At 62.8% G+C, this 20,041-nt stretch carries 20 protein-coding genes; 6 read left to right on the forward strand and 14 right to left on the reverse strand.

Annotated elements, in window-relative coordinates; genetic code table 11:
* Window positions 1-51 precede the first annotated feature (51 nt).
* The 4 genes from Q8K09_RS14185 to Q8K09_RS14200 are packed head-to-tail and all read right to left on the reverse strand — an operon-like array spanning window position 52 to window position 1,713.
* Window positions 52-357 carry a chaperone modulator CbpM gene (locus tag Q8K09_RS14185; RefSeq protein WP_305255624.1) on the reverse strand — a complete coding sequence of 102 codons (306 nt, stop codon included), beginning with the start codon at window positions 355-357 and terminating at the stop codon, window positions 52-54.
* A 3-nt stretch (window positions 358-360) separates the two neighbouring features.
* Window positions 361-1,290, reverse strand: coding sequence for a DnaJ C-terminal domain-containing protein (locus tag Q8K09_RS14190; protein ID WP_305255625.1), 930 nt, complete (start codon window positions 1,288-1,290; stop codon window positions 361-363).
* Window positions 1,182-1,550, reverse strand: a complete 369-nt coding sequence (locus Q8K09_RS14195; RefSeq protein ID WP_370869540.1) for a thioredoxin family protein — start codon at window positions 1,548-1,550, stop codon at window positions 1,182-1,184. The genes Q8K09_RS14190 and Q8K09_RS14195 overlap by 109 nt, the downstream gene beginning before the upstream one ends.
* 25 nt (window positions 1,551-1,575) lie before the next feature.
* Window positions 1,576-1,713: a hypothetical protein gene (locus tag Q8K09_RS14200; RefSeq protein WP_305255626.1), complete on the reverse strand. Its 138-nt coding sequence runs from the start codon at window positions 1,711-1,713 to the stop codon at window positions 1,576-1,578.
* A gap of 60 nt (window positions 1,714-1,773) precedes the next feature.
* On the opposite strand from Q8K09_RS14200, the gene Q8K09_RS14205 reads away from it, so the two are divergent.
* Window positions 1,774-2,511, forward strand: a complete 738-nt coding sequence (locus Q8K09_RS14205) for a trypsin-like peptidase domain-containing protein (RefSeq protein ID WP_305255627.1) — start codon at window positions 1,774-1,776, stop codon at window positions 2,509-2,511.
* Window positions 2,512-2,537: 26 nt separating this feature from the next.
* Here the strand turns inward: Q8K09_RS14205 and Q8K09_RS14210 are convergent, their stop codons facing one another.
* The 4 genes from Q8K09_RS14210 to Q8K09_RS14225 all read right to left on the reverse strand — a co-directional run bounded on the left by Q8K09_RS14210 (window position 2,538) and on the right by Q8K09_RS14225 (window position 6,623).
* Window positions 2,538-3,485: an FAD:protein FMN transferase gene (locus Q8K09_RS14210; RefSeq protein ID WP_305255655.1), complete on the reverse strand. Its 948-nt coding sequence runs from the start codon at window positions 3,483-3,485 to the stop codon at window positions 2,538-2,540.
* Window positions 3,475-5,700, reverse strand: coding sequence for a PepSY domain-containing protein (locus Q8K09_RS14215; protein ID WP_305255628.1), 2,226 nt, complete (start codon window positions 5,698-5,700; stop codon window positions 3,475-3,477). Before Q8K09_RS14215 ends, Q8K09_RS14210 begins: the two co-directional genes overlap by 11 nt.
* A gap of 23 nt (window positions 5,701-5,723) precedes the next feature.
* Window positions 5,724-6,194: a DUF2271 domain-containing protein gene (locus Q8K09_RS14220; RefSeq protein ID WP_305255656.1), complete on the reverse strand. Its 471-nt coding sequence runs from the start codon at window positions 6,192-6,194 to the stop codon at window positions 5,724-5,726.
* A 114-nt stretch (window positions 6,195-6,308) separates the two neighbouring features.
* Window positions 6,309-6,623: a PepSY domain-containing protein gene (locus Q8K09_RS14225; protein WP_305255629.1), complete on the reverse strand. Its 315-nt coding sequence runs from the start codon at window positions 6,621-6,623 to the stop codon at window positions 6,309-6,311.
* 137 nt (window positions 6,624-6,760) lie between these two features.
* Between Q8K09_RS14225 and Q8K09_RS14230 the strand changes: the two genes are divergently transcribed.
* Both Q8K09_RS14230 and Q8K09_RS14235 read left to right on the forward strand, forming a co-directional pair.
* Window positions 6,761-7,420 (forward strand): response regulator transcription factor, encoded by a 660-nt coding sequence (locus Q8K09_RS14230; RefSeq protein WP_305255630.1) that lies wholly within the window; start codon window positions 6,761-6,763, stop codon window positions 7,418-7,420.
* Window positions 7,417-8,745, forward strand: a complete 1,329-nt coding sequence (locus Q8K09_RS14235) for a HAMP domain-containing sensor histidine kinase (protein WP_305255631.1) — start codon at window positions 7,417-7,419, stop codon at window positions 8,743-8,745. The genes Q8K09_RS14230 and Q8K09_RS14235 overlap by 4 nt, the downstream gene beginning before the upstream one ends.
* An 86-nt stretch (window positions 8,746-8,831) precedes the next feature.
* Here Q8K09_RS14235 and pgm read toward each other — a convergent pair whose 3' ends face one another.
* Together pgm and Q8K09_RS14245 are read right to left on the reverse strand one after the other, a co-directional pair.
* A complete protein-coding gene (pgm, locus tag Q8K09_RS14240; protein ID WP_305255632.1) occupies window positions 8,832-10,484 on the reverse strand; it encodes a phosphoglucomutase (alpha-D-glucose-1,6-bisphosphate-dependent) in 1,653 nt (550 codons plus the stop codon).
* A gap of 48 nt (window positions 10,485-10,532) precedes the next feature.
* Window positions 10,533-12,923: a phosphoketolase gene (locus Q8K09_RS14245; protein WP_305255633.1), complete on the reverse strand. Its 2,391-nt coding sequence runs from the start codon at window positions 12,921-12,923 to the stop codon at window positions 10,533-10,535.
* A gap of 435 nt (window positions 12,924-13,358) precedes the next feature.
* Between Q8K09_RS14245 and Q8K09_RS14250 the strand changes: the two genes are divergently transcribed.
* The gene (locus Q8K09_RS14250) at window positions 13,359-13,826 is read left to right on the forward strand and encodes a BON domain-containing protein (RefSeq protein WP_305255634.1); all 468 of its coding nucleotides are present in this window, start codon (window positions 13,359-13,361) and stop codon (window positions 13,824-13,826) included.
* A 234-nt stretch (window positions 13,827-14,060) separates the two neighbouring features.
* Here the strand turns inward: Q8K09_RS14250 and Q8K09_RS14255 are convergent, their stop codons facing one another.
* Window positions 14,061-14,219: a DUF3309 family protein gene (locus Q8K09_RS14255; protein ID WP_305255657.1), complete on the reverse strand. Its 159-nt coding sequence runs from the start codon at window positions 14,217-14,219 to the stop codon at window positions 14,061-14,063.
* 509 nt (window positions 14,220-14,728) lie between these two features.
* Here Q8K09_RS14255 and Q8K09_RS14260 point away from each other — a divergent pair.
* Window positions 14,729-15,583, forward strand: a complete 855-nt coding sequence (locus tag Q8K09_RS14260; protein ID WP_305255658.1) for a hypothetical protein — start codon at window positions 14,729-14,731, stop codon at window positions 15,581-15,583.
* Window positions 15,584-15,706: 123 nt separating this feature from the next.
* Window positions 15,707-16,657 (forward strand): arsenic resistance protein, encoded by a 951-nt coding sequence (locus Q8K09_RS14265; RefSeq protein ID WP_305255635.1) that lies wholly within the window; start codon window positions 15,707-15,709, stop codon window positions 16,655-16,657.
* A 344-nt stretch (window positions 16,658-17,001) separates the two neighbouring features.
* Here the strand turns inward: Q8K09_RS14265 and Q8K09_RS14270 are convergent, their stop codons facing one another.
* Genes Q8K09_RS14270 through zwf form a run of 3 tightly spaced genes read right to left on the reverse strand, consistent with a single transcriptional unit; the run spans window position 17,002 to window position 19,862 of the window.
* On the reverse strand, window positions 17,002-17,670 hold the full coding sequence (locus Q8K09_RS14270) for a bifunctional 4-hydroxy-2-oxoglutarate aldolase/2-dehydro-3-deoxy-phosphogluconate aldolase (protein ID WP_305255659.1): 669 nt from the start codon (window positions 17,668-17,670) through the stop codon (window positions 17,002-17,004).
* A gap of 22 nt (window positions 17,671-17,692) precedes the next feature.
* The gene (gene pgl, locus Q8K09_RS14275) at window positions 17,693-18,406 is read right to left on the reverse strand and encodes a 6-phosphogluconolactonase (protein WP_305255636.1); all 714 of its coding nucleotides are present in this window, start codon (window positions 18,404-18,406) and stop codon (window positions 17,693-17,695) included.
* Window positions 18,393-19,862, reverse strand: a complete 1,470-nt coding sequence (zwf, locus tag Q8K09_RS14280; RefSeq protein ID WP_305255637.1) for a glucose-6-phosphate dehydrogenase — start codon at window positions 19,860-19,862, stop codon at window positions 18,393-18,395. Before zwf ends, pgl begins: the two co-directional genes overlap by 14 nt.
* Window positions 19,863-20,041 lie beyond the last annotated feature (179 nt).

Here is a 20,041-nt window from a genome sequence, read left to right on the forward strand (position 1 = left end):
GTGAGTCTTATTGCGCGAACTCACCCCTGCACTCGGAAAGCCCAGCCGCGACTATTTGTCGTCGATGCCCGCCGCCCTGAGCCGCCCCTTGAGCCGCCCGACTTCCTCGATCAAATCCACCACCAGGGCGGCCAGTTCAGGGTTGGCGTCAAAATCGCGCTCGATTGCCAGCAGGCGCCGGGCGCGGAGTAGTTCGGCACTGCTGAAGCGCAGTTGCTGAGCTTCCTCGCAGAGCAGCCCGGACTCGACCCGCTCGACGATCCACAGGGCATCAACCGAACAGGCCTGGGCCAGTTCATCAAGGTCGAGGGCGACCTCATCCACCACAACGCCGGTGACAATCTCAATGTGTGGCATGGCTCAGACTCCCATTGCCTGGCGCGGATTGAAGGCCATCTCCCGCGCCATCATTTCATACAACTGCCGCGCCTTTTCTGTGTCGGCGGGCGGCAGCACAATATCGAGCAGCAGATACAGATCCCCCACTGGCTCACCGGGAATACCGCGGCCCTTGAGGCGCAATTTGCGACCATTTTTTGAATTGGCGGGTATTTTTACCTGCACTTTGCCCGATGGGGTTGGCGCCTCGATGCTGGCGCCCAGGGCGGCCTCCCACGGGGTTACTGGCAGGGTCAGGTACACGTCACGGTCATCTACCCGGTAGTGCGGATCTGGTTTGAAATGCACCTCAAGGAACAAATCTCCCGCCGCACTGCCGCCAGTGCCCGGGCTGCCCTGGCCGGCCAAGCGGATCTGCTGGCCCTCCCTCACGCCCTTGGGGATCTGCACATTCAGGCTGTGTTCCTGCACGCTCACGCGGCCTTGGGCATCGGCCCGTTCACCACGCAATGTGATGGTGCGTGGCGCACCCTGATAGGCATCGCGCAGGTCGATGACGATCTTGGCGTGACTGTCCTGGCCACGTCGTGGCCGAGGCCCTGCACGCCCGCCACGGCCTTGGGCAGACTGACCAAACAGGTTGGCAAAAAAGTCGCTGTACTCGCCCATGTCGGCGCCGGAAAAGCCAGAACCGCCATTCCAGTTCGGCGGCGCCTGGAACTCCTGACCATCGCGGTAACGGCTGCCGAGCTGATCATAAGCCGCGCGCTTTTCCGGGTCGCCCAGCACTGCATAGGCCTCGTTGACATCTTTCATGCGCAGTTCGGCGTCTGCTTCCTTGCTTACATCCGGATGATATTTGCGCGCCAGCTTGCGGTAGGACTTCTTGATTTCATCTGCACCGGCAGCCTTGTCCAAACCGAGAACCTGGTAATAATCCTTGAATTCCAATTGCTCACGCTCCTCTGCTTATCAATGGCTTGAGCGTACCTGATTGCGCCAGCCGAAAACGGCATCAGCAAGTCTGCAAGTAAAGTCTCTGTTTCACTGGCTGTCAGCACCTGGTCGTCGATCGCCAGAGCAGGCGTCGACATGACCCCATAGGCAGTAATTTCGGCGAACTCGCTGACCTTGAGCACCTCGGCCTGCAGACCACTATTGCGCAATGCCTGATGCGTGTTTTCACACAGCACAACGCTGGTGCACTGCACGCGGGAATTTACAGCGCTGCTCGTGCTAACAGAGGTAATCGATTACCTGCTCGCGAGTCAGGTAGCCCTGCGCCATATTGGCATCGCCCATGCACAACTTGATGATGCGCCTATCAGGCATGCCGCGGGTGGCGTAGGCTTGCCCGATAACAGACAGCGCCACCCGCTCAGCCCTCCAGCCACGCGTGGCCGCCCCGGCCAAACTGGATAATCCAAGGACAGCATGATCATCGAACCTTTGCTGCTTACCGCAGCCCGCCTGTGCACCTTCAACGAGCGGCGGCAGCTGACCAATGCCAGCAGCTTTTTCTTCGCCCGTGACGAGCGCCTGTTCCTGGTCACCAGCCGGCACGTGATGATCGACGCGCAGAATCAACACTTCCCGGATCGCATCGAGATCGAACTGCATACCGACCCGGACAATCTCGCCCAATCCATCGGCATTTCGATCCCGCTTTACCGCGACGGCGAAAGCCTGTGGCGCCAGGGCCTCGACACCGCCGGGGAAATCGATGTGGCGGTGATCGAACTGGATCGCGCCGCCTTGCCGGTGAACGCGCTCTATCGCGCCTTCACCCCCGAGCACCTGTATGGCCCGACCGCCCAGGTCGAGGTCGGCACCTCCCTGTTGGTGGTCGGCTTCCCCCTGGGGTTCCACGACACCCTGCACCACATGCCGGTGGTGCGCCAGGCGGTGATCGCCTCGTCATTCGGTTTGCGTTTTCAGAGCAAAGGCTACTTCCTCAGCGATGCACGGACCCACCGCGGGATCAGCGGCGCACCCGTGGTGACGCGGGTCGCCGACACCCCGCAGAACGGCCTCGGCGACCTGCCCTGGATGCTCCTGGGCGTGCACTCGGCGCGCCTCGATGTGGGCACCCGTGACCTGCAACTGGACGAAGCACTCGGGCTCAACTGCACCTGGTACGCCGACATCCTGATGACCCTGACCGAGAACTGAGGGCCGACCAGCCATGGTCGCCGGAATTACGCCTGCAGCTGTCCACCGGCAAAGGACAGCTGGCGAAAACCTTCACAGGCGCGCACCACGAACAACGCATCCATGCCGCGCGCCTGTGCCAGTTCAGGCCCGGCCACCTCACCCAGCACCAGCAATGCCGTTGCCCAAGCATCGGCGAGCATGCAGCTGGACGCCAACACCGTTACCGCCGCGAGCTGGTTGCAGGCAGGCGCGCCCAACGCGGGATGCATGGTATGCGCATAGCGCGTATCAGCAATCTCGACCCAGTGCCGGTAATCACCCGAGGTGGCGATGGCGACATCGCTGAGTTCCATCACGCCCATGACCTCGCGCACACCTCGCAGCGGCTTTTCGACGGCAATCGTCCAAGGTTGCCCAGCGGCTTTCAGGCCGCAGGCGCGCATTTCGCCATCGATCCCGACCAGGTAACGGTTAATCCCCCAGCCGTCCAGACAGCGGGCCAGTTGGTCGACGGCAAAGCCTTTGGCGATGCCTGATAGATCCAGGGTAATCGCTGCGCGCTTACGCACCCGGCTGTGCAGTTGGTCGATCTCCAGCAGCTCTGCCGCTGACTGGCGCCGCCGCTGTGCCGGTAAATTGCGCGGCACTTGCCGGCCAGGGCCAAAGCCCCAGGCATTTACCAGGTCGCCGACCCCGATATCGAACGCGCCATTGGACTGGCGGCCGATGCGCAACGCCATCGTCAGCACGCTGAGCAGTTCTTGCGGGATGTCCAACCATTGCTGCTCGGGCGTGGCGTTAAGCCGGCTCAGATCCGAATCGGCTTTCCAGGTGGACATCTGCCGGTCCACCTGGTCCACGGCGGCGAACAGGCTGGCCGCGATAGCCACTTCATCCAACCCCGGCGCGGCAAAGAATAGGGCACTGTAACGCGTGCCCATGGTTGCGCCATTGAGGCTGTAGCGCTGCAACGCGGCGGTATCAGTAGACATCTTCACGGTATCGTCCCTGCGTTTTGAGCGTCAGCACATTGAGGTTGAGCGGCAGTAACACCTGATCCAGTGCCTGCGCCACGCTCTTGGCCATCTCGCGGCTGCCACAGACCAGAATCTGCGCGCCTTTTTCAATCAGCCGGCGCAGCTGCAAGGCATCGCCAACGAGCCGGTCCTGCACATAACTGCAGTCGTTGACCCGCGAAAAAGCCGCATTCAAGCGGGTCAAGCGCCGATCCGCCAGGTAGTCGTTGAGCTCTGGCTCATAGAGAAAATCGGAAGCCGGATTGCGCCCACCCCAGTACAGGTGCATCGGGTGCCTGGCGTGGTTATTGCGGATAAAGCCGGCCAAGGGCCCGATGCCCGTGCCCGCGCCAATCAGGATCACCGGGGCTTTACCCGAGGCCGGCCGAAAATCCGGGTTGGGCTGGATAAAGGCGTCCATCCTGGCACCGAGCGGCATGTCATGTAGAAACCCGGAACACAGGCCATTGGGGTGCTTGCGCACACAGATTTCCAGCACCCCGTCACGCGAACCACTGGCCAGCGAATAGAAGCGCGGCACAGGACTGCCCGGCGGCACGATGCCAAGCAGATCGCCCGCCTCGAAATGGCCCAGGGGATTAGCGCCGAGCCTGCGCTTCAGCCAGCCGACCTTACCCGCCGGCGCAGCGGCCTTGAAGCGCAACACGCTGGTAGGCGCTTGCACCTGCTCGCCATACTCGACCCGCTCCACCAGCTGCCAGGACTGACAGCGCGGACGCACGGCCGTGTGCTCCAGCGCCAGCTCCTTACCGAGTAACTGGCCGACGGTATGGCCCCAGCGGGCAAACGCCTGCGTGGATTGGCGATCGATAGTCTCTAGCGCCAGCAAGCGCGGCCAGCCCCGTTCAAGCAGGGCCGTTTCAGTCGCCTTGGCAAACCCACAGAACTGCGCAAACTGCCGATCGCCAAAGCCCAGCACGGCGAAACCTGCCCCGGGTCTGAGCGTAGTCTTGGCCAGCCGCGCCATAAATTGCCGGGCCGACGCCGGCGCATCGCCATCGCCATAGGTTGCCGTGAGGATGAACAGGCGCTGCGCGTGGCGGTATTCGCTCGCCAGCTGGTTCATTGCTGCCGTGTGCACGCGCAGGCCAGCCTGGTGCAGGGCATCGTGCAGGGTTTTCGCAAAACCCCAGGTGCTGTTGCTTTCACTGCCGACCAGAATCACCGTATCGGCCAATTGCGCGGCGCAGTTATTGGCCAGCCGCGGCATGGCCTGGCGGCGCAGCCACCAGAGCCGCGCGCCGGTAACGCTTAGCAGGGGCACGCCCAGCGCGCACACACCCAGCAGCAGACCGAGCCACCAGAGGCCTTCCCCGGTGTGTAACTGGTAGATCAACTCATAGGTGCGACGCGCGGCGTCATGCGCCTGGTAAGACAGCAGCGCCCCACTGGCCTGATCGACATAGCCATCGCCCTGGGCGGTACGCAGCGAATAGACATCACTGGAATCGTTTGGATTGGGGTACACCAGCTCACGCAGGTCATTCAAATCGGTAGCCCGCAGCGCCGCCAGGCTTGCCACCGAAGCAGCAGGACCCGCGTCCACGGCTTGCGGAAACTCGGGTTCGCGCTGCATGCCATCGGCAATCAGGCCGAAGGTCGCCGCTGACATATAAAGCCCGCTCAGCGCAGACAGCAGCAGGCCCAACACCACCAGGCGAGCCACTTCGGCATGCCAGCGCGGGCTGAAGCTGCCCCGTAACGGATGCAGCAACTGTTGCCAGCCACCCAGGCGTTTGGCCAACAAGGCGGCCCCGGTGATCGACAGCAGCAGCATGAGCAGCGCGGCAACACCGGAGACCGCACGCCCCGGGGTATCAAGCAACAACGAGCGATGCAGCTCCTTCACCCAAGACAAGAATTGCGCCGGGGCATAGGCGCCGATACCTTGCCCGGTGCGCGGGTCAATGCGTGCGGCACCGGCCTGGCCGTGCTCGCTGTAATACACGATGAGTGTGCCGGAGGGGCTGCGCTGCAGCTGCTCGGCTCCCGGATAATGCTGCGCCACCCGCCCTGCCAACTCGGCGACGCTGATCTGGCCGGCGGCTGGCACGCTGGCGTCAAGCCGTTCCAGCGCCGGGGTGACCGACAGCACTGCACCGCTGAGCGCCAGCAACATGACCAGCAGAGCGGCAAACAGACCGGGCAGTGAATGAAGCTGGCGTAGCATGGTGTGCCTCCTCTGGACGGGGATTACAGGTCGTAGCTGAAGGATTCGATATAGCCGCTGCCGCTAGCTGGCTGGCCGGCGCCCTGACGGGTCAGCGGCACTTTGACCTCGGCACGGTTATCGCGTTTGTCCTCGACCGCACTGTCCACGCGTATTTCATAACCGGCATCGATCAGCGCATCGGCCAGCTCAACCGTCACTGTCAGGGTCTGCCCACTGCCAACACTGGCACCGCTTACGCCGTCGAACTCACTGGCGTTCAAGCCGCTGCCACGCGCCCAATCGCGCAGATGTTTGTAGTACTTGGCCTTCTTGCCAGCGACCCAGAGCGTGCTTTGGTACTGGCCATCTGCATCGGTGAGGTAGAACGCCAGGTAGGCGTCGTTACCTCGATAGCTCTTCAGCTCGGTGGTCAAGGTCACTTCGCGTGCCTGAGCAACGCCTGGCAGCACAATGGCGCCGGCCAGACAAACGGCGGCCGCAATCTTTTTCATGGCATAGGGTTTCATCGTGTATCTCCGGCTCAATGGTTATGCCCCTACCCTAGCGCCGAGAGCTGACAGCACGCTGAATGCGCTGCCGCAAGTTACGTAGGCGGGTCACTGGGTTTACTGACTGCTCTGCAGGTATTCGGCGGCATCGCCGTCGGGTCTGAAGTCAATTTCCAGGGTGCGAATCGACAACGAGGCGGGGGCGAATTTGGCCTCGAACCTGTTACCCCAGCGATCGATCCCCCGGACTTCGTAGCAGCCGTCGTCGACCTTGATCCGTTGCACCGTCCAGCCGTACTGCGCGACCTGCTGGCGCAGTACCTCGCGCGGCTGCCAGTCGGCTACCGGGTCTACACAATCGTCGCTGGCCAGCACGTTGCCGCTCACCAGCGCACCGAGTAGCGCGACACTTACAAAAAACGCAGCGTTCATGATGTTTCCTCCTGCCTGGGCATGTGCGGCATACCCTAGCGCGGCTTTCTGAAGGCAACCTGAAGGGCCGCCCTTCAGGTTGCCTTCAGGTACAACCGTTAATCTGCAGCCCAGCCACTGAGCACAAGAGGTGTGACATGCGGGTATTGCTGGTCGAGGATTCGCCAGGCTTGGGCGACGCTGTACGCGAACAGATAGTCGATGACGGCCATGCGGTGGATTGGGTGCAACGGCTCGCGCATGCCGAAGCGAGCGTACGCACGACCGCCTACGACCTGATCTTGCTCGACCTGATGCTGCCAGACGGGCGTGGTCTGGACTTTCTGCGCCAACGCCGCAGCGCGGGCGATGCCACCCCGGTGATCATCCTCACCGCCCGGGATCAGATCTCCGACCGGATTGCCGGTTTGAATGCCGGGGCCGACGATTACCTGGTCAAGCCCTTCGACCTGTTCGAACTGTCCGCGCGAGTCGCCGCAGTGGCGCGTCGCTACAGTGGCAACCCCAACCCGCTGGTGCAGCTGGGCGAACTGCACATCGACCTGACTGCGCGCAGCGTTGCGCGCGCCGGCATGGCCGTGGATCTGACCGCGCGCGAGTGGGCCTTGCTCGAAGCCTTTATCCAGCGCCCCGGCGCACTGCTGTCGAGGTCGCAGCTTGAAGAGCGCCTGTACGCATTCGGCGCCGAAATCGAGAGCAATACCATCGAGGTGTACATCAGCCGCCTGCGCAAGAAACTGGGCCGCGAGCTGATTGAAACCGTGCGCGGCATGGGCTATCGGCTGGGGGCGAAATGAACGCTGGCGCCAGTTTGCAAAAACGCCTGGGGCTGGGTCTGACCTTGGGTATTACCCTGCTCTGGCTGATCGCTACGGCCATCGCCGGCATGGTTGTGCAGCATGAGCTGGGTGAAGCCTTCGACAGTGCCCTGGAGGAAACCGCGCAGCGGATTCTGCCTCTGGCTGTCCTCGAGATTGTCAGTCGTGAGGAGCCTGACGCGCTGCAGCATATTGCCTCGCTGCAAGCACACAACGAGTACCTGACTTACCTGGTGCGCGATAACCACGGCACTACCCTGCTGCAATCCCATGATGCCGACCCGGCACTGTTCAGTGCGCAGCCGCGCGAGGGTTTTTCCACGACCGCCACGCACCGCCTTTATGCTGCCAGCGCGCTGCGCGAAACTGTATTCATCGAGGTCGCCGAGCCCCTGGCGCATCGCCGCGAAGCAGCCTGGGAAACATCCCTGGCACTGCTGCTGCCATTGCTGCTGCTGATTCCGCTTAGCCTGCTCGGCACCTGGCTATGGGTGCGCCTGAGCCTGCGCAGTGTGCTGGCCTATCGGCACGCCATCGAGACCCGTGGAGCCGGTGATTTGTCGCCGATCAAAGCCGCGCAGTTACCCGCCGAGATCAACCCGCTGGCGGACGCCGTCAACCACCTGATGGAACGACTGCGCCGAGCGCTGGAGGCCGAGCGCAGCTTTACCGCCAACAGTGCCCATGAATTGCGCACTCCGCTGGCGGCGACCCTGGCTCAGGTGCAACGCCTGCGCCGCGAAGCCCCCGACGGTCCGCTGCAGGAGCGAGCGGCGCAGATCGAGGCGTCACTGCGCGAACTGACACGGCTTTCGGAAAAACTCATGCAACTGGCCAAGGCCGAGGGCGCTGGCCTGCTGTCCGAGACGCCGCAAGACCTAGTGCCGCTGCTCGCCCACGTTGTCGATGACCTGCGCCGCACCGCCAGCATGCGTCTGCAGCTGCAATTGCCAAACGCCGAGGCGGTGCTCGTGACAATCGATCCGGACGCCTTTGCCATTCTGCTGCGCAACCTGATCGAGAACGCCATGAAACATGGCGCAAGCGATCAGGCTATCGAGGTGAGTCTGTCCAGCGCAGCCCTGCTGCAGGTGGTGAATGCAGGCCCGGTGGTTCCCCCGGCGCTGCTGGCGCAACTGAGTGGCCGTTTTGTGCGCGGCAACAGCCAGGCGCAAGGATCGGGACTTGGCCTGGCGATCACCACGACTATTGCCCAGGGGGTGGGCGCCAGCCTGCTGTTTGCTTCACCGGCACCTGGCAAACCCGACGGGTTTGCCGTGAGCGTACAGTTTTTACCGGCTTGAGCGCTGGCGCGACCCCATCTCCGCGGCCGCGCCAGCAGCGGACGCTAGGGGGCGATCGCAGTAGGCGAGCGTTTTTTCACACGCGCTCAATCCTTGCTCAGCGCCACGTCGACGATCTGCTGCGCCTCGCCAAGAATCTGCTGCAGGTGCGCCTGGTCGCGGTAGCTCTCGGCGTAGATCTTGTAGATGTCCTCGGTGCCCGAAGGTCGGGCGGCGAACCAGCCGCCGTCGCTGATCACCTTGATCCCGCCAATCGCCGCGCCGTTGCCCGGCGCCTTGTCCAGAACCTGGGTGATCGCATCGCCAGCCAGTTGGGTGCTGCGCACCTGCTCCGGCGAGAGTTGGCTCAGGGCTTTTTTCTGCACCGGGGTGGCCGGCGCATCGACGCGGTCGGCCACTATCGCGCCGAATTCCTCGGTCAGGCCGCGGTACAGTTCACCGGGATCGCGAGCACAACTGGCAGTCATTTCCGCCGCCAGCAAAGCCAGCGCCATGCCGTCCTTGTCGGTGGTCCAGACCCGACCATCGCGGCGCAGGAAGGTGGCGCCGGCGCTTTCCTCACCGGCAAAACCTAGCGAGCCGTCGAACAGGCCGCCGGCAAACCACTTGAAGCCCACCGGCACTTCCTGCATGGGTCGGCCCAGACGGGCGCTGACCCGATCGATCATGGCGCTGCTGACCAGGGTCTTGCCTACCGCTGCGGTGGCGCTCCACTGCGGACGATGCTGGAACAGGTAATCGATGGCCACACTGAGAAAGTGGTTGGCCGGCAGCAAGCCGACACTCGGCGCGACTATGCCGTGGCGGTCGTAATCGGTGTCGCAGGCGAAGGCGATGTCATAGCCATCCTTGAGACCGATCAGCCGTTGCATGGCGTGGCTCGATGAGGGGTCCATGCGGATCTGGCCGTCCCAGTCCAGGCTCATGAAGGCGAACTGCGGGTCTATCACCTGACTGACGACTTGCAAGTCGATGGCGTACTGCTCGGCGATGCGCGACCAGTAATGCACGCCCGCGCCGCCCAACGGATCGACGCCTATACGCAGGCCGGCAGCACGAATCACCGAAAAATCGATCACGCTACCGAGGTCGCCGACATAGGCCGTCAGGTAATCGTGCTCATGGGTAGTCGCCGCCTGACGCGCCAGGGCCAGCGGCATGCGCTTGACCGCCTTGAGGCCGCCCTCGAGCAAGGCATTGGCGCGGTTCTGCACCCAGTTGGTGATGTCACTGTCGGCAGGGCCGCCATTGCACGGGTTGTATTTGAAACCGCCGCTGTCCGGCGGGTTGTGTGATGGGGTGATCACGATGCCGTCTGCCAGGCCCGTGCTACGGCCCTGGTTGTGCACCAGAATGGCATGAGAGATCGCCGGGGTCGGGGTGAACTCGCCGCCAGCGGAGATCATGGTCTGCACACCATTGGCGGCCAACACTTCCAGCGCCGTATCGAGCGCCGGCTGCGACAGGGCGTGGGTGTCCGCGCCGATAAACAACGGACCATCGATGCCCTGCGCGCTGCGGTAATCGCAGATCGCCTGGCTGATGGCAAGTACATGGCACTGGTTGAAGCTGGCGGCCAGCGAACTGCCGCGATGCCCCGAGGTGCCAAAGGCCACGCGCTGCGCCGCCACACTGGGGTCAGGCTGCAGGTCGAAATAAGCGGCCAGCAGTTGCTCAATATCGACCAGCATGTCTGCTGGTGCCGGCTTGCCGGCCAACGGATGAATACGTGAACTCAAAATAATCTCCCTGAATAATGTGTACAGGCTGTCAGGCTCTGTTGCCGCTCAATCCGCCTTGCCCAGCCAACGCCACTGGCGAATTTCCGGCAGATCTTCACCGTGTTCCTCGATATACCGGCGGTGCTGCAGCAACTTGTCGTCGACAAATTGCCGGGCTGCCGCAGCCTGTTCAGCCAGTTGTGGCAAGCGTGCGACCACCTCGGCAAACAGGTGGAATCGGTCCAGCTGGTTGAGCACCACCATGTCGAACGGCGTGGTGGTCGTGCCCTCTTCATTGAAGCCGCGCACATGCAGGTTGGCGTGATTACGCCGGCGGTAGGTCAGGCGGTGGATCAGCGTCGGGTAGCCATGATAGGCGAAGATGATCGGTTTATCCGTGGTGAACAGCCCATCGAAGTCGGCGTCGGCCAAGCCATGCGGGTGTTCGCTGGCCGGCTGCAAGCGCATCAGGTCGACCACGTTGATCAGCCGCACCTTGAGCGCGGGGAAATGCTCCCAGAGCAACTGCACCGCCGCCAGCGCTTCCAGGGTCGGCACATCGCCGGCGCAGGCCAGCACCACATCAGGCTCGCCGCCCTGCTCATTACTGGCCCACGACCACACGCCAATGCCGGCACGGCAATGGGCGATGGCGGCGTCCATGTCCAACCACTGCGCCTCGGGCTGCTTGCCGGCGACCACCACGTTGACGTAGTTGCGGCTGCGCAGGCAGTGGTCGGTGACCGACAGCAGGCAATTGGCATCGGCCGGCAGGTAGACCCGCACGATCTCGGCTTTCTTGTTCAGCACATGGTCGATAAAGCCTGGGTCCTGGTGACTGGAGCCGTTGTGATCCTGACGCCAGACGTGCGACGACAGCAGGTAGTTGAGCGAGGCAATCGGCTGGCGCCAGGCAATCTGGTTAGCATTTTTCAGCCATTTGGCGTGCTGATTGAACATCGAGTCGACGATATGGATAAAGGCTTCGTAGCAGGAGAAAAAACCGTGGCGCCCGCTCAGCAGATAGCCTTCCAGCCAACCCTGGCACTGGTGCTCACTGAGCATCTCCATCACTCGCCCGGTAGGCGCAAGCTTGTCGTCGTAGTCGAACTGCTCGGCCATCCAGCTGCGCGGGGTGACGTCGAGCACGTCCTGCCAGCGGTTGGAGTTGTTCTCGTCTGGGCTGAACAGGCGAAAGTTGTTACTGCCCAGATTGAGCCGCATCACATCGCGCAAGAAACGCCCCATCACCCGCGTGGCCTCGGCCTTGACCGCACCCGGGCGCTCCAGAGCAACGGCATGGTCGCGTATGTCCGGCAGCTGCAACTCACGCAATAACACACCGCCATTGGCGTGCGGATTGGCGCCCATGCGCAGTTTGCCCTGGGGCGCCAGCTCGGCCAGTTCGGCCAACAGCTTGCCGCTTGCATCGAACAGCTGCTCGGGGCGATAGCTGCGCATCCAGGTCTCGAGAATCTGCACATGTCCCGTTTTGCTCATCTCGCCCATCGGCACCTGGTGCGCGCGGAAGGTGCCTTCGACCGTCTGCCCATCGACCTGCGCCGGGCCGGTCCAGCCTTTCGGTGAGCGCAGAATGATCATCGGCCAGCGTGGCCGCGTGCTCACGCCATTGACCCGCGCCTCATGCTGGATGCGTTGGATGTCGGCCAGTGCAGCGTCCATAGTGGCCGCCATCAACTGGTGCATGCTCGCGGGGTCGTCACCTTCGACGAAATACGGCGCATAGCCGTAGCCGTAGAACAGCGCATACAGCTCGTCATGCGGGATCCGCGCGAGGATGGCCGGACTGGCGATCTTGTAGCCGTTCAAATGCAGAATCGGCAGCACCGCGCCATCCTGCGCCGGGTTGAGAAACTTGTTGGAATGCCAACTGGTGGCCAGCGCGCCGGTTTCCGCCTCGCCATCGCCGACCACGCAGGCGACCAGCAGATCCGGGTTATCGAAGGCCGCACCGAAGGCGTGGGACAGCGAATAACCCAGCTCGCCGCCTTCATGCAGCGAACCCGGGGTTTCTGCGGCCACATGGCTGGGAATCCCGCCCGGGAAGGAGAACTGCTTGAACAGCCGCTGCATGCCCTGCTCGTCCTGGGAGATGTGCGGGTACACCTCGCTGTAGCTGCCTTCCAGGTAGGTATTGGCCACCAGCGCCGGGCCACCGTGTCCAGGCCCGGCGACATACAGCACGTTCAGCTCGTGCTGCTTGATCAGCCGATTGAGGTGCACATAGATGAAGTTCAAGCCCGGCGTGGTGCCCCAATGACCGAGCAGGCGTGGCTTTACATGGTCGAGGGTCAGCGGCTGCTTGAGCAGCGGATTGGCGTATAGATAAATCTGCCCGACCGCCAGGTAATTGCTCGCAGCCCAGTAGGCATCGAGCTTACGCAGCTGCTCGGGCGAAAGTGGCGCGGGGTTGAGCGGAGTCTGTTGGCTGAGCATGACGACTGATCCTTGGCGAGTTGCAGAGCGCACACAAGACCTGGGTTCGGCCTCCGGCGAGAGCGTTGTCAGTTGGCGGCGTTTGCTCGCCAGGCCTTGGCGGGCGCGGTGCTCGCCGGATAATGGCGACGCGCGCGGCCAGGCGACTGACGATTAATGGTAACCCAGTCTGCTGCCCGCCTGTCCGCTCGCCCCGCTTGCGCCACCACAGACCAGACGACGCGCACCGCGCGCGCTGCAAAAAATTCTCGCCTACGGCCCGCATAAGCGCGCTAGCGAACGGACGTCTTTTTGATTCTTTCTCATTCTTGGCATATCGCATCAATCAATGAATTTCCCTCACTGCCAGACGCCTGGGGCGTTAAGGATTCAGGGAACAACGACCGTGCTCCCCGCTGGATCAAGCTTCGAGGCCGTTTAACTGTGGAGAACAGCATGCCCCCCTATTCGCGAACGTCGGCATTCATGCCGGCGCTCACCATTGCCGCAGTGGCCATGAGCGGCGCAATCAGCGCAGACACGTCGGGCCAGCAAATCATCGATGCCCGGCGAGAGACTCAAGTGTGGCGGGCCTATGCGCAAAGCCAATATTTGCGCGCCAACACCCTCGAAGTGAGCGTACTCAACGGCAAAGCCACGCTCACCGGCAGGGTCGAAGGGCAGCTCAATAAATACCTGGCCAAGCTCATCGCGCTGGGCGTCGAGGGCGTGGCCGAAGTGGATAATCAGATCGTTGTGTTCGCAGCTCCCCCCGTGTCGACCTCAGCACACCGCGCCCAGCCGGCGCCGAGCGGCAACTGGAGTGGCGAGGCAGATAACCCGGCGCAGCGGACGCCAGCCGCTGGCCGTGGACAACGCGCAAATGAAACCCACAACGTCAATCGAGAAGGGTTCACGTTTTAACCCGCTGAGCGTCCGCTCCGACGAGGTCGTTGATCTGCAAGGATCGTCGTAGCGGCGGACCGACGATACTTTTGATCTGCAACTGTAGGCGCTAGCTTGCTGGCGATGCTTTTGACCTACATAGATCGTCGGCGCGCTGCCAGGACTAGTCGTCCCCCTGGCGTCTACAGAGCTTATCTCGTGATCTATTTTTGATGAGAGCGGCCAGTCAATCGAAGCCGCAGAGAACGCTGGTTACAGCCGTCCCATCAGCAACAGGATCAATACGATAACCAGCACCAAGCCCAACCCACCCGTCGGACCATAGCCCCAACGTCGACTGTGCGGCCACGCGGGTATGGCACCCACCAGCATCAACAACAGCACGATCAACAAAATCGTTCCCAAGCCCATGGCGTTCTCCATAAATAGTTCGAGCTCGCTGGCGCAGAAACCTCGACACGAGGTATCACGCTCACCATGACAAGCCATGCCGATAGGCTTCGAGCATCACTGATCGAATAGTAGCGAGTAGGCACCCCGCTAGTTTCAACCGTTAGCCCTCCCAGTTCGGTGCGCTGTCAAACATAGCAATCATTGCGGCATAGCCACCGACCAATGGCATGCCTGTTGAATGGGCGCCGTGACTATTCTTTGGCTTATACATTCAGGCGAATGTATCGCTGCGACTACCCGCTGGCGGCAGCGCGACAGACCTCCTTGGGAGGGCAGCCAATGCAAGTAGCATATTGCTGGAATGGCATCACTCCCAGCCTGGCGCTGAGCACCTGCATGCCGAACATGCAGCCCCTCGCGGCGCCGCGGCTGCAGTTCGACGCAAGAGCCAAGGGATTGCTCGTGTGCTTGCGGTGAGGCGTCTTCTACTGCCCGGCGCTGGCTGTTTGCAGTGGTTGCGCGCGAGCATGCTGGTGGCGCTGCTAGTTGCCGGCCACACTCACGCACAAGACGCCGAGGCGCTCAAGGCCCGGCATGCGGCCCTTGCCGAGCAACTCAGCGAAACCCCCTTTAAACGCCCACTGCATCTCGAGTCCAGGCAAACTGCTGACGCGTTACAAGGCGATATTTACGCCGTGATCGAGCAGCCCTTCGCCTTGGTCAGCATGGCGCTGCAAGGCAGTACGCACTGGTGCGACATCCTGATCCTGCACCTGAATGTGAAAAACTGCCGCGCCTCAGCGGGTCCGGGCGGAGAAGTCCTGCGCCTGCATATCGGCCGCAAGTTCGAGCAGGCCCTGGCCGATGCCTACCTGTTCGAATTTACCTACCGGGTCGTCACTGCGACGCCCGAGTTTCTTCAGGTGCTATTGGAGGCCAGGGACGGGCCGCTGGGCACCCGCAGCTACCGCATCGCGCTCGAAGCAGTAGCCCTCGATAACCGGCGCAGCTTCCTCCACCTCTCCTATTCCTATGCGTACGGCGTTGCAGCCCGCATGGCCACGCAGAGCTACCTGGCGACACTGGGACGCAACAAGGTGGGTTTCAGCATCGTCGGCCGGACAGCCTCGGGGCAGCCCGTCTACATCGAGGGCATGCGCGGGGTGATCGAACGCAACACCATGCGTTACTACCTGGCGATCGAGGCCTACCTGAACGCCCTGCCGGAGCCGCCGCTAACCCGCCAGGAAAAACGCCTGCAACTCTGGTACGACGCTGTCGAGCACTACCCGGCGCAACTGCATGAACGTGAGCGCGAGCAGTACCTGACGATGAAGCGCAAGGAGATCCAGCGCCAGCAGGCAGACGCTGCTAGCGAATAAGTGCCAACCGCTGCGCCAGCGCGCGCCCTTCAACGACTAAGGCTTTGCGCAATAAAACCGCCTAAGATGGCGCGGCCAAACCGCTGGTTGCACGCGACCACTTGAACCTACGGAAACGCCGCATTGGATCGTCTGACACTGGAACGCCGGCAAGTCTGGGTTTACCTGACAGCCATCATTGCCGGGCTGCTGCTCGGCAGCCTGCTGCCGGGCATCGCCCCGACCCTGCAAGCCATGCTGTGGCCGACGCTGATGCTGTTGCTCTATACGACCTTCGTCCAGGTGCCACTGTTGCACCTACGCGCAGCCTTCGCTGATCGACGCTTCATCAGCGCCTTGCTGGTCGGCAACTTCCTGCTCGTGCCCCTGTTGGTCTGGGGCCTGCTGCACTGGCTGCCGGATGATCCGGTACTGCGCGTGGGGGTGCTGCTGGTGTTGCTGGTGCCCTGCACGGACTGGTTCATCTCCTTCACCCAGCTGGGCGGCGGCGATGTACCGCGCGCGGTGGCCGTGACCCCGATCAACCTGCTGCTGCAATTGCTGCTGCTACCCGTCTACCTGTGGCTGCTGACAGACGCGCAACTGACCAGCGCACTGACAGTCAGGGATGCAGTACCCGCGCTGCTGGTTGTGCTGGTCCCATTACTGCTGGCGGCGCTGAGCGAGCGCTGGCTCGAGGCGCGGACCGGGCGCGACGCACTGCGTCAACACCTGGCCTGGTGGCCGGTACCGCTGCTGGGCCTGGTGGTATTACTGATAGCAGGCGCCCAGGTCGCGGCGGTAAAGAATGCCCTGGAGCTGCTACCGCTATTGCTGCCGGTGTTTATCGCCTACCTGCTGCTGGCAGCTGTTATCGCCAAGCTGCTGGCGCTTACCTGGCAACTGCCAGCCAGCCACGGGCGCACCCTCGCCTTCAGCCTGGGCACGCGCAATTCCTTCGTGGTCCTGCCCGTTGCCCTGAGCTTGCCGCACGGCTGGGAAGTGGCGGCAGTGGTGATCGTCGTGCAGTCGCTGGTCGAACTGTTCGGCATGCTGGGGTATCTGTACTGGCTGCCGCGCCGACTGTTTCGCTAGCAGATCCGTGCAGGGGTTGTGAAAATATCGAGCGCAACGCCGCAGTCGGCGCTTTTGGCGATCCGTAGGGTGCCACTCGCCGCAGGCAGTGCACCTTGGTTCATCGGAGCTGGCGGGTTGTCGCCACCTCAGCCAGGGCCTGCTGCAAGGCCGGGATAAAAGCCCCGCCAGCCAACGGCGACCAGGCCAGCACCTGGCCATCCCAGACGCTCGCTTGAGCCAGCAGCGACAGCTCGATCTGGTTGCATGTAGGGTGCGCCGAGCGCACCAACTACCAGCGCCGCCCTGCGCTCATACACTGGCGCGCATGGCCTGGGGCGGCCCCGCGCGCACCGCGTACTCGGTCAATCCAACAGCTGCAGGGCCTCGGCACTGCACTGTTGAATGCGTGCCCAATCGCCGTTCTTGACCCACTGGCTGTCGAACATCCAGGTGCCGCCGACGCACATTACGTTGGCCAGCGCCATGTAGCGCTGCAGGTTGTCGGGGTTGATGCCGCCGGTGGGGCAGAACCGCGCATCGCCGAAGGGACCGCCAAGAGCCTTGAGCGCCGCCGTGCCGCCGCAGACTTCCGCGGGGAACAGCTTGAAGCGGCGGTAGCCGAGGGCATAGCCGAGCATGATGTCCGAGGCGCTGCTGGTGCCGGGCAACATCGGCACCGGGCTGTCCAGGCTGGCCTTGAGCAGTTCGGCGGTAGAGCCGGGGGTGACGATGAACTGCGCACCGGCCTCCTCGGCGGCGGCGAGCATCTGCAAGTCGAGCACAGTACCGGCGCCGACACAGAGTTCAGGGCGTTGCTCGCGCAGCAGGCGAATGGCGGTCAGGCCGTGGGCCGAGCGCAGGGTGATTTCCAGCACGCTCAGGCCGCCGGCCGCCAGGGCATCAGCCAACGGCAGGATGTCCGCCTCGCGGGCGATGGTGATCACCGGCATGATCCGCGCGCGGGCGCAGAGGCTGTCGATCTGGGCGATTTTTGCAGCCATGCGGGCCTGCGGGCGTTGGTCGATGGTCATCATATCGGCTGGTCCTTCGGGCCTAGGGGCACCAGTAAATCTCAAGGGGAGAATGTAAGAGCGCGCGCACCGGCATGTTCGCCACCTCGCCCACAGCCAGGGCTGCAGCCAGGGTCTTGAGCTTGCCTTGCCCCTGCAGGGCCAGCAGCGACAAACGTGCAGAGGCCAGTAATGGCAAGGTCAGGCTCAAGCGCTGATGCGGCACGCTGGGCGCCAGCATCGGCAGGCAGCGGCGCGGGCAGTCGGCCTGCAAGGCGTCGTGCAGATTCGGGCTGTCCGGGAACAGCGAGGCGGTATGGCCGTCGTCGCCCATGCCCAGCACCAGCACGTCAATCGGCGGTAACTCGGCCAGGGCCTGATCGGCTTGCAGCGCCGCTTGTTCCAGGTTGGCAGCCGCCTGGTACAAGCCCACAAAGCGTGCGGCGGCGGCTGGGCCACGGAGCAAATGACGGCGCACCAGGCCTTCGTTGCTGTCAGGGTGGGCGACCGGCACCCAGCGCTCGTCGGCCAGGCTGATTACCACCTGCGCCCAGTGCAGCGGCTGCTGCGCCAGGGCCTCGAAAAACGCTATCGGGCTGCGCCCACCGGACACCACCAGAGTCGCCTGACCCTGGGTTTCGATCGCCACGCGCAACGCCTCGGCGACCGCCTGGGCCAAAGCCTTGGCCAGCTGGGCCGGATTGCTCAGGCTGCGCGCCACCACGCCCAGCGGTAAATCGAGATCAGAGATCGCCATACCAGGACCTCCCGTCGCGGGTGATCAGGGCAATCGACCCCATCGGCCCCCACGTTCCGGCGGCATAGGGTTTCGGTGCATCGCCCAATTGCTTCCAGCCGGCGATCAGCTGATCGCACCACAGCCAGGCACATTCGATTTCGTCCTTGCGCACAAAAAGATTCTGATTGCCACGCATCACTTCCAGCAGCAACCGCTCGTAGGCATCGGGAATACGCGCGCTGCGGTAGGTGTCGGAGAAATTCAGCTGCAAGGCGTGACTGCGCAACTGCATGCCCTTGTCCAGGCCCTGATCCTTGGTCATCACCTGCAGGGCGATACCTTCGTCCGGCTGCAGGCGGATGATCAGCTTGTTGCCGATCAACTGGCGCTGCTCCGGGGCGAAGATGTAGTGCGGGGTTTCCTTGAAGTGGATGACGATCTGCGACATTTTTTCCGCCATGCGCTTGCCGGTGCGCAGGTAGAACGGCACGCCGGCCCAGCGCCAGTTGCGAATGTCCGCACGAATGGCGACGAAGGTTTCGGTATCGCTCTGGGTGTTGGAGTTTTCCTCCTGCAGATAACCCGGCACCGCCTTGCCATCGCTGCTGCCAGCCACGTACTGACCACGCACCACCTGGCGGCTGAGTTGCGCAGAGGTGATTGGCTCTAGTGCTTTGAGTACCTTGACCTTCTCGTCACGGATGCTGTCGGCGGACAGTTCGCTGGGCGGGTCCATGGCGATCAGGCAGAGCAGTTGCAGCAGGTGATTCTGGATCATGTCGCGCAGCTGACCGGCCTGGTCGAAGTAGCCCCAACGGCCTTCGATACCGACCTTCTCGGCCACGGTGATTTCCACGTGGGAGATGTGATTCTGGTTCCACTGGGTTTCGAACAGACTGTTGGCGAACCGCAGAGCGATCAGGTTCTGCACCGTCTCCTTGCCCAGGTAATGGTCGATGCGATAAATGCGAGTTTCCGGGAAATACTGCGCGACCGCATCGTTGACCGCCCGCGATGACTGCAAATCGTGGCCGATGGGTTTTTCCAGTACCACCCGCGCCCGCTCGGCCAGGCCGACCCGCGCCAGGTTGGCGCAGATCCCGCCGTAAACCGCGGCCGGCGTGGCGAAATAGGCAATCACGCGCTCACCACTGCCAACCTGTTCGGCCAGCGCGTCGTAGTCGTCAGCCTGCAGGAAGTCCATGGTCAGGTAGCTGAGGCGTGCCTGGAAACGTTGCAACACCACCTGGTCGATCTCGCGAGCGGGCACATGGCGTAACAGGTGTTCACCAATAGAGGCCAGATGCTGGGACGCCTCGCCATTCTCGCGCGCCAGGGCGAAAATCCGCGTATCGGCATGCAGCAGGCCCGCACGATCGAGCTGATAGAGCGCCGGAAACAGTTTACGCAGGGCCAGATCACCTAGCGCACCGAACAAGGCAAACGTACAGGATTCAACAGTTATCGAGGTCATGATGTTTGTTCTTTTATCAAGTTAAGCTAGAAATACCCTGTCACCGGGATTTTATCAAGGCTATATGTAGTAATAAAAACAACATTACGCTAAAAAACACTTTCCAGTGGTAGCCGCTTGGCTCCGTCAGTACGATAGGCCAGCAATTTCAGCGCAGGCTTAGGAAGAAAAAAAATGGA

Origin of the sequence: Pseudomonas sp. (assembly GCF_030683065.1) — a bacterium.
Taxonomy (GTDB): domain Bacteria; phylum Pseudomonadota; class Gammaproteobacteria; order Pseudomonadales; family Pseudomonadaceae; genus Aquipseudomonas.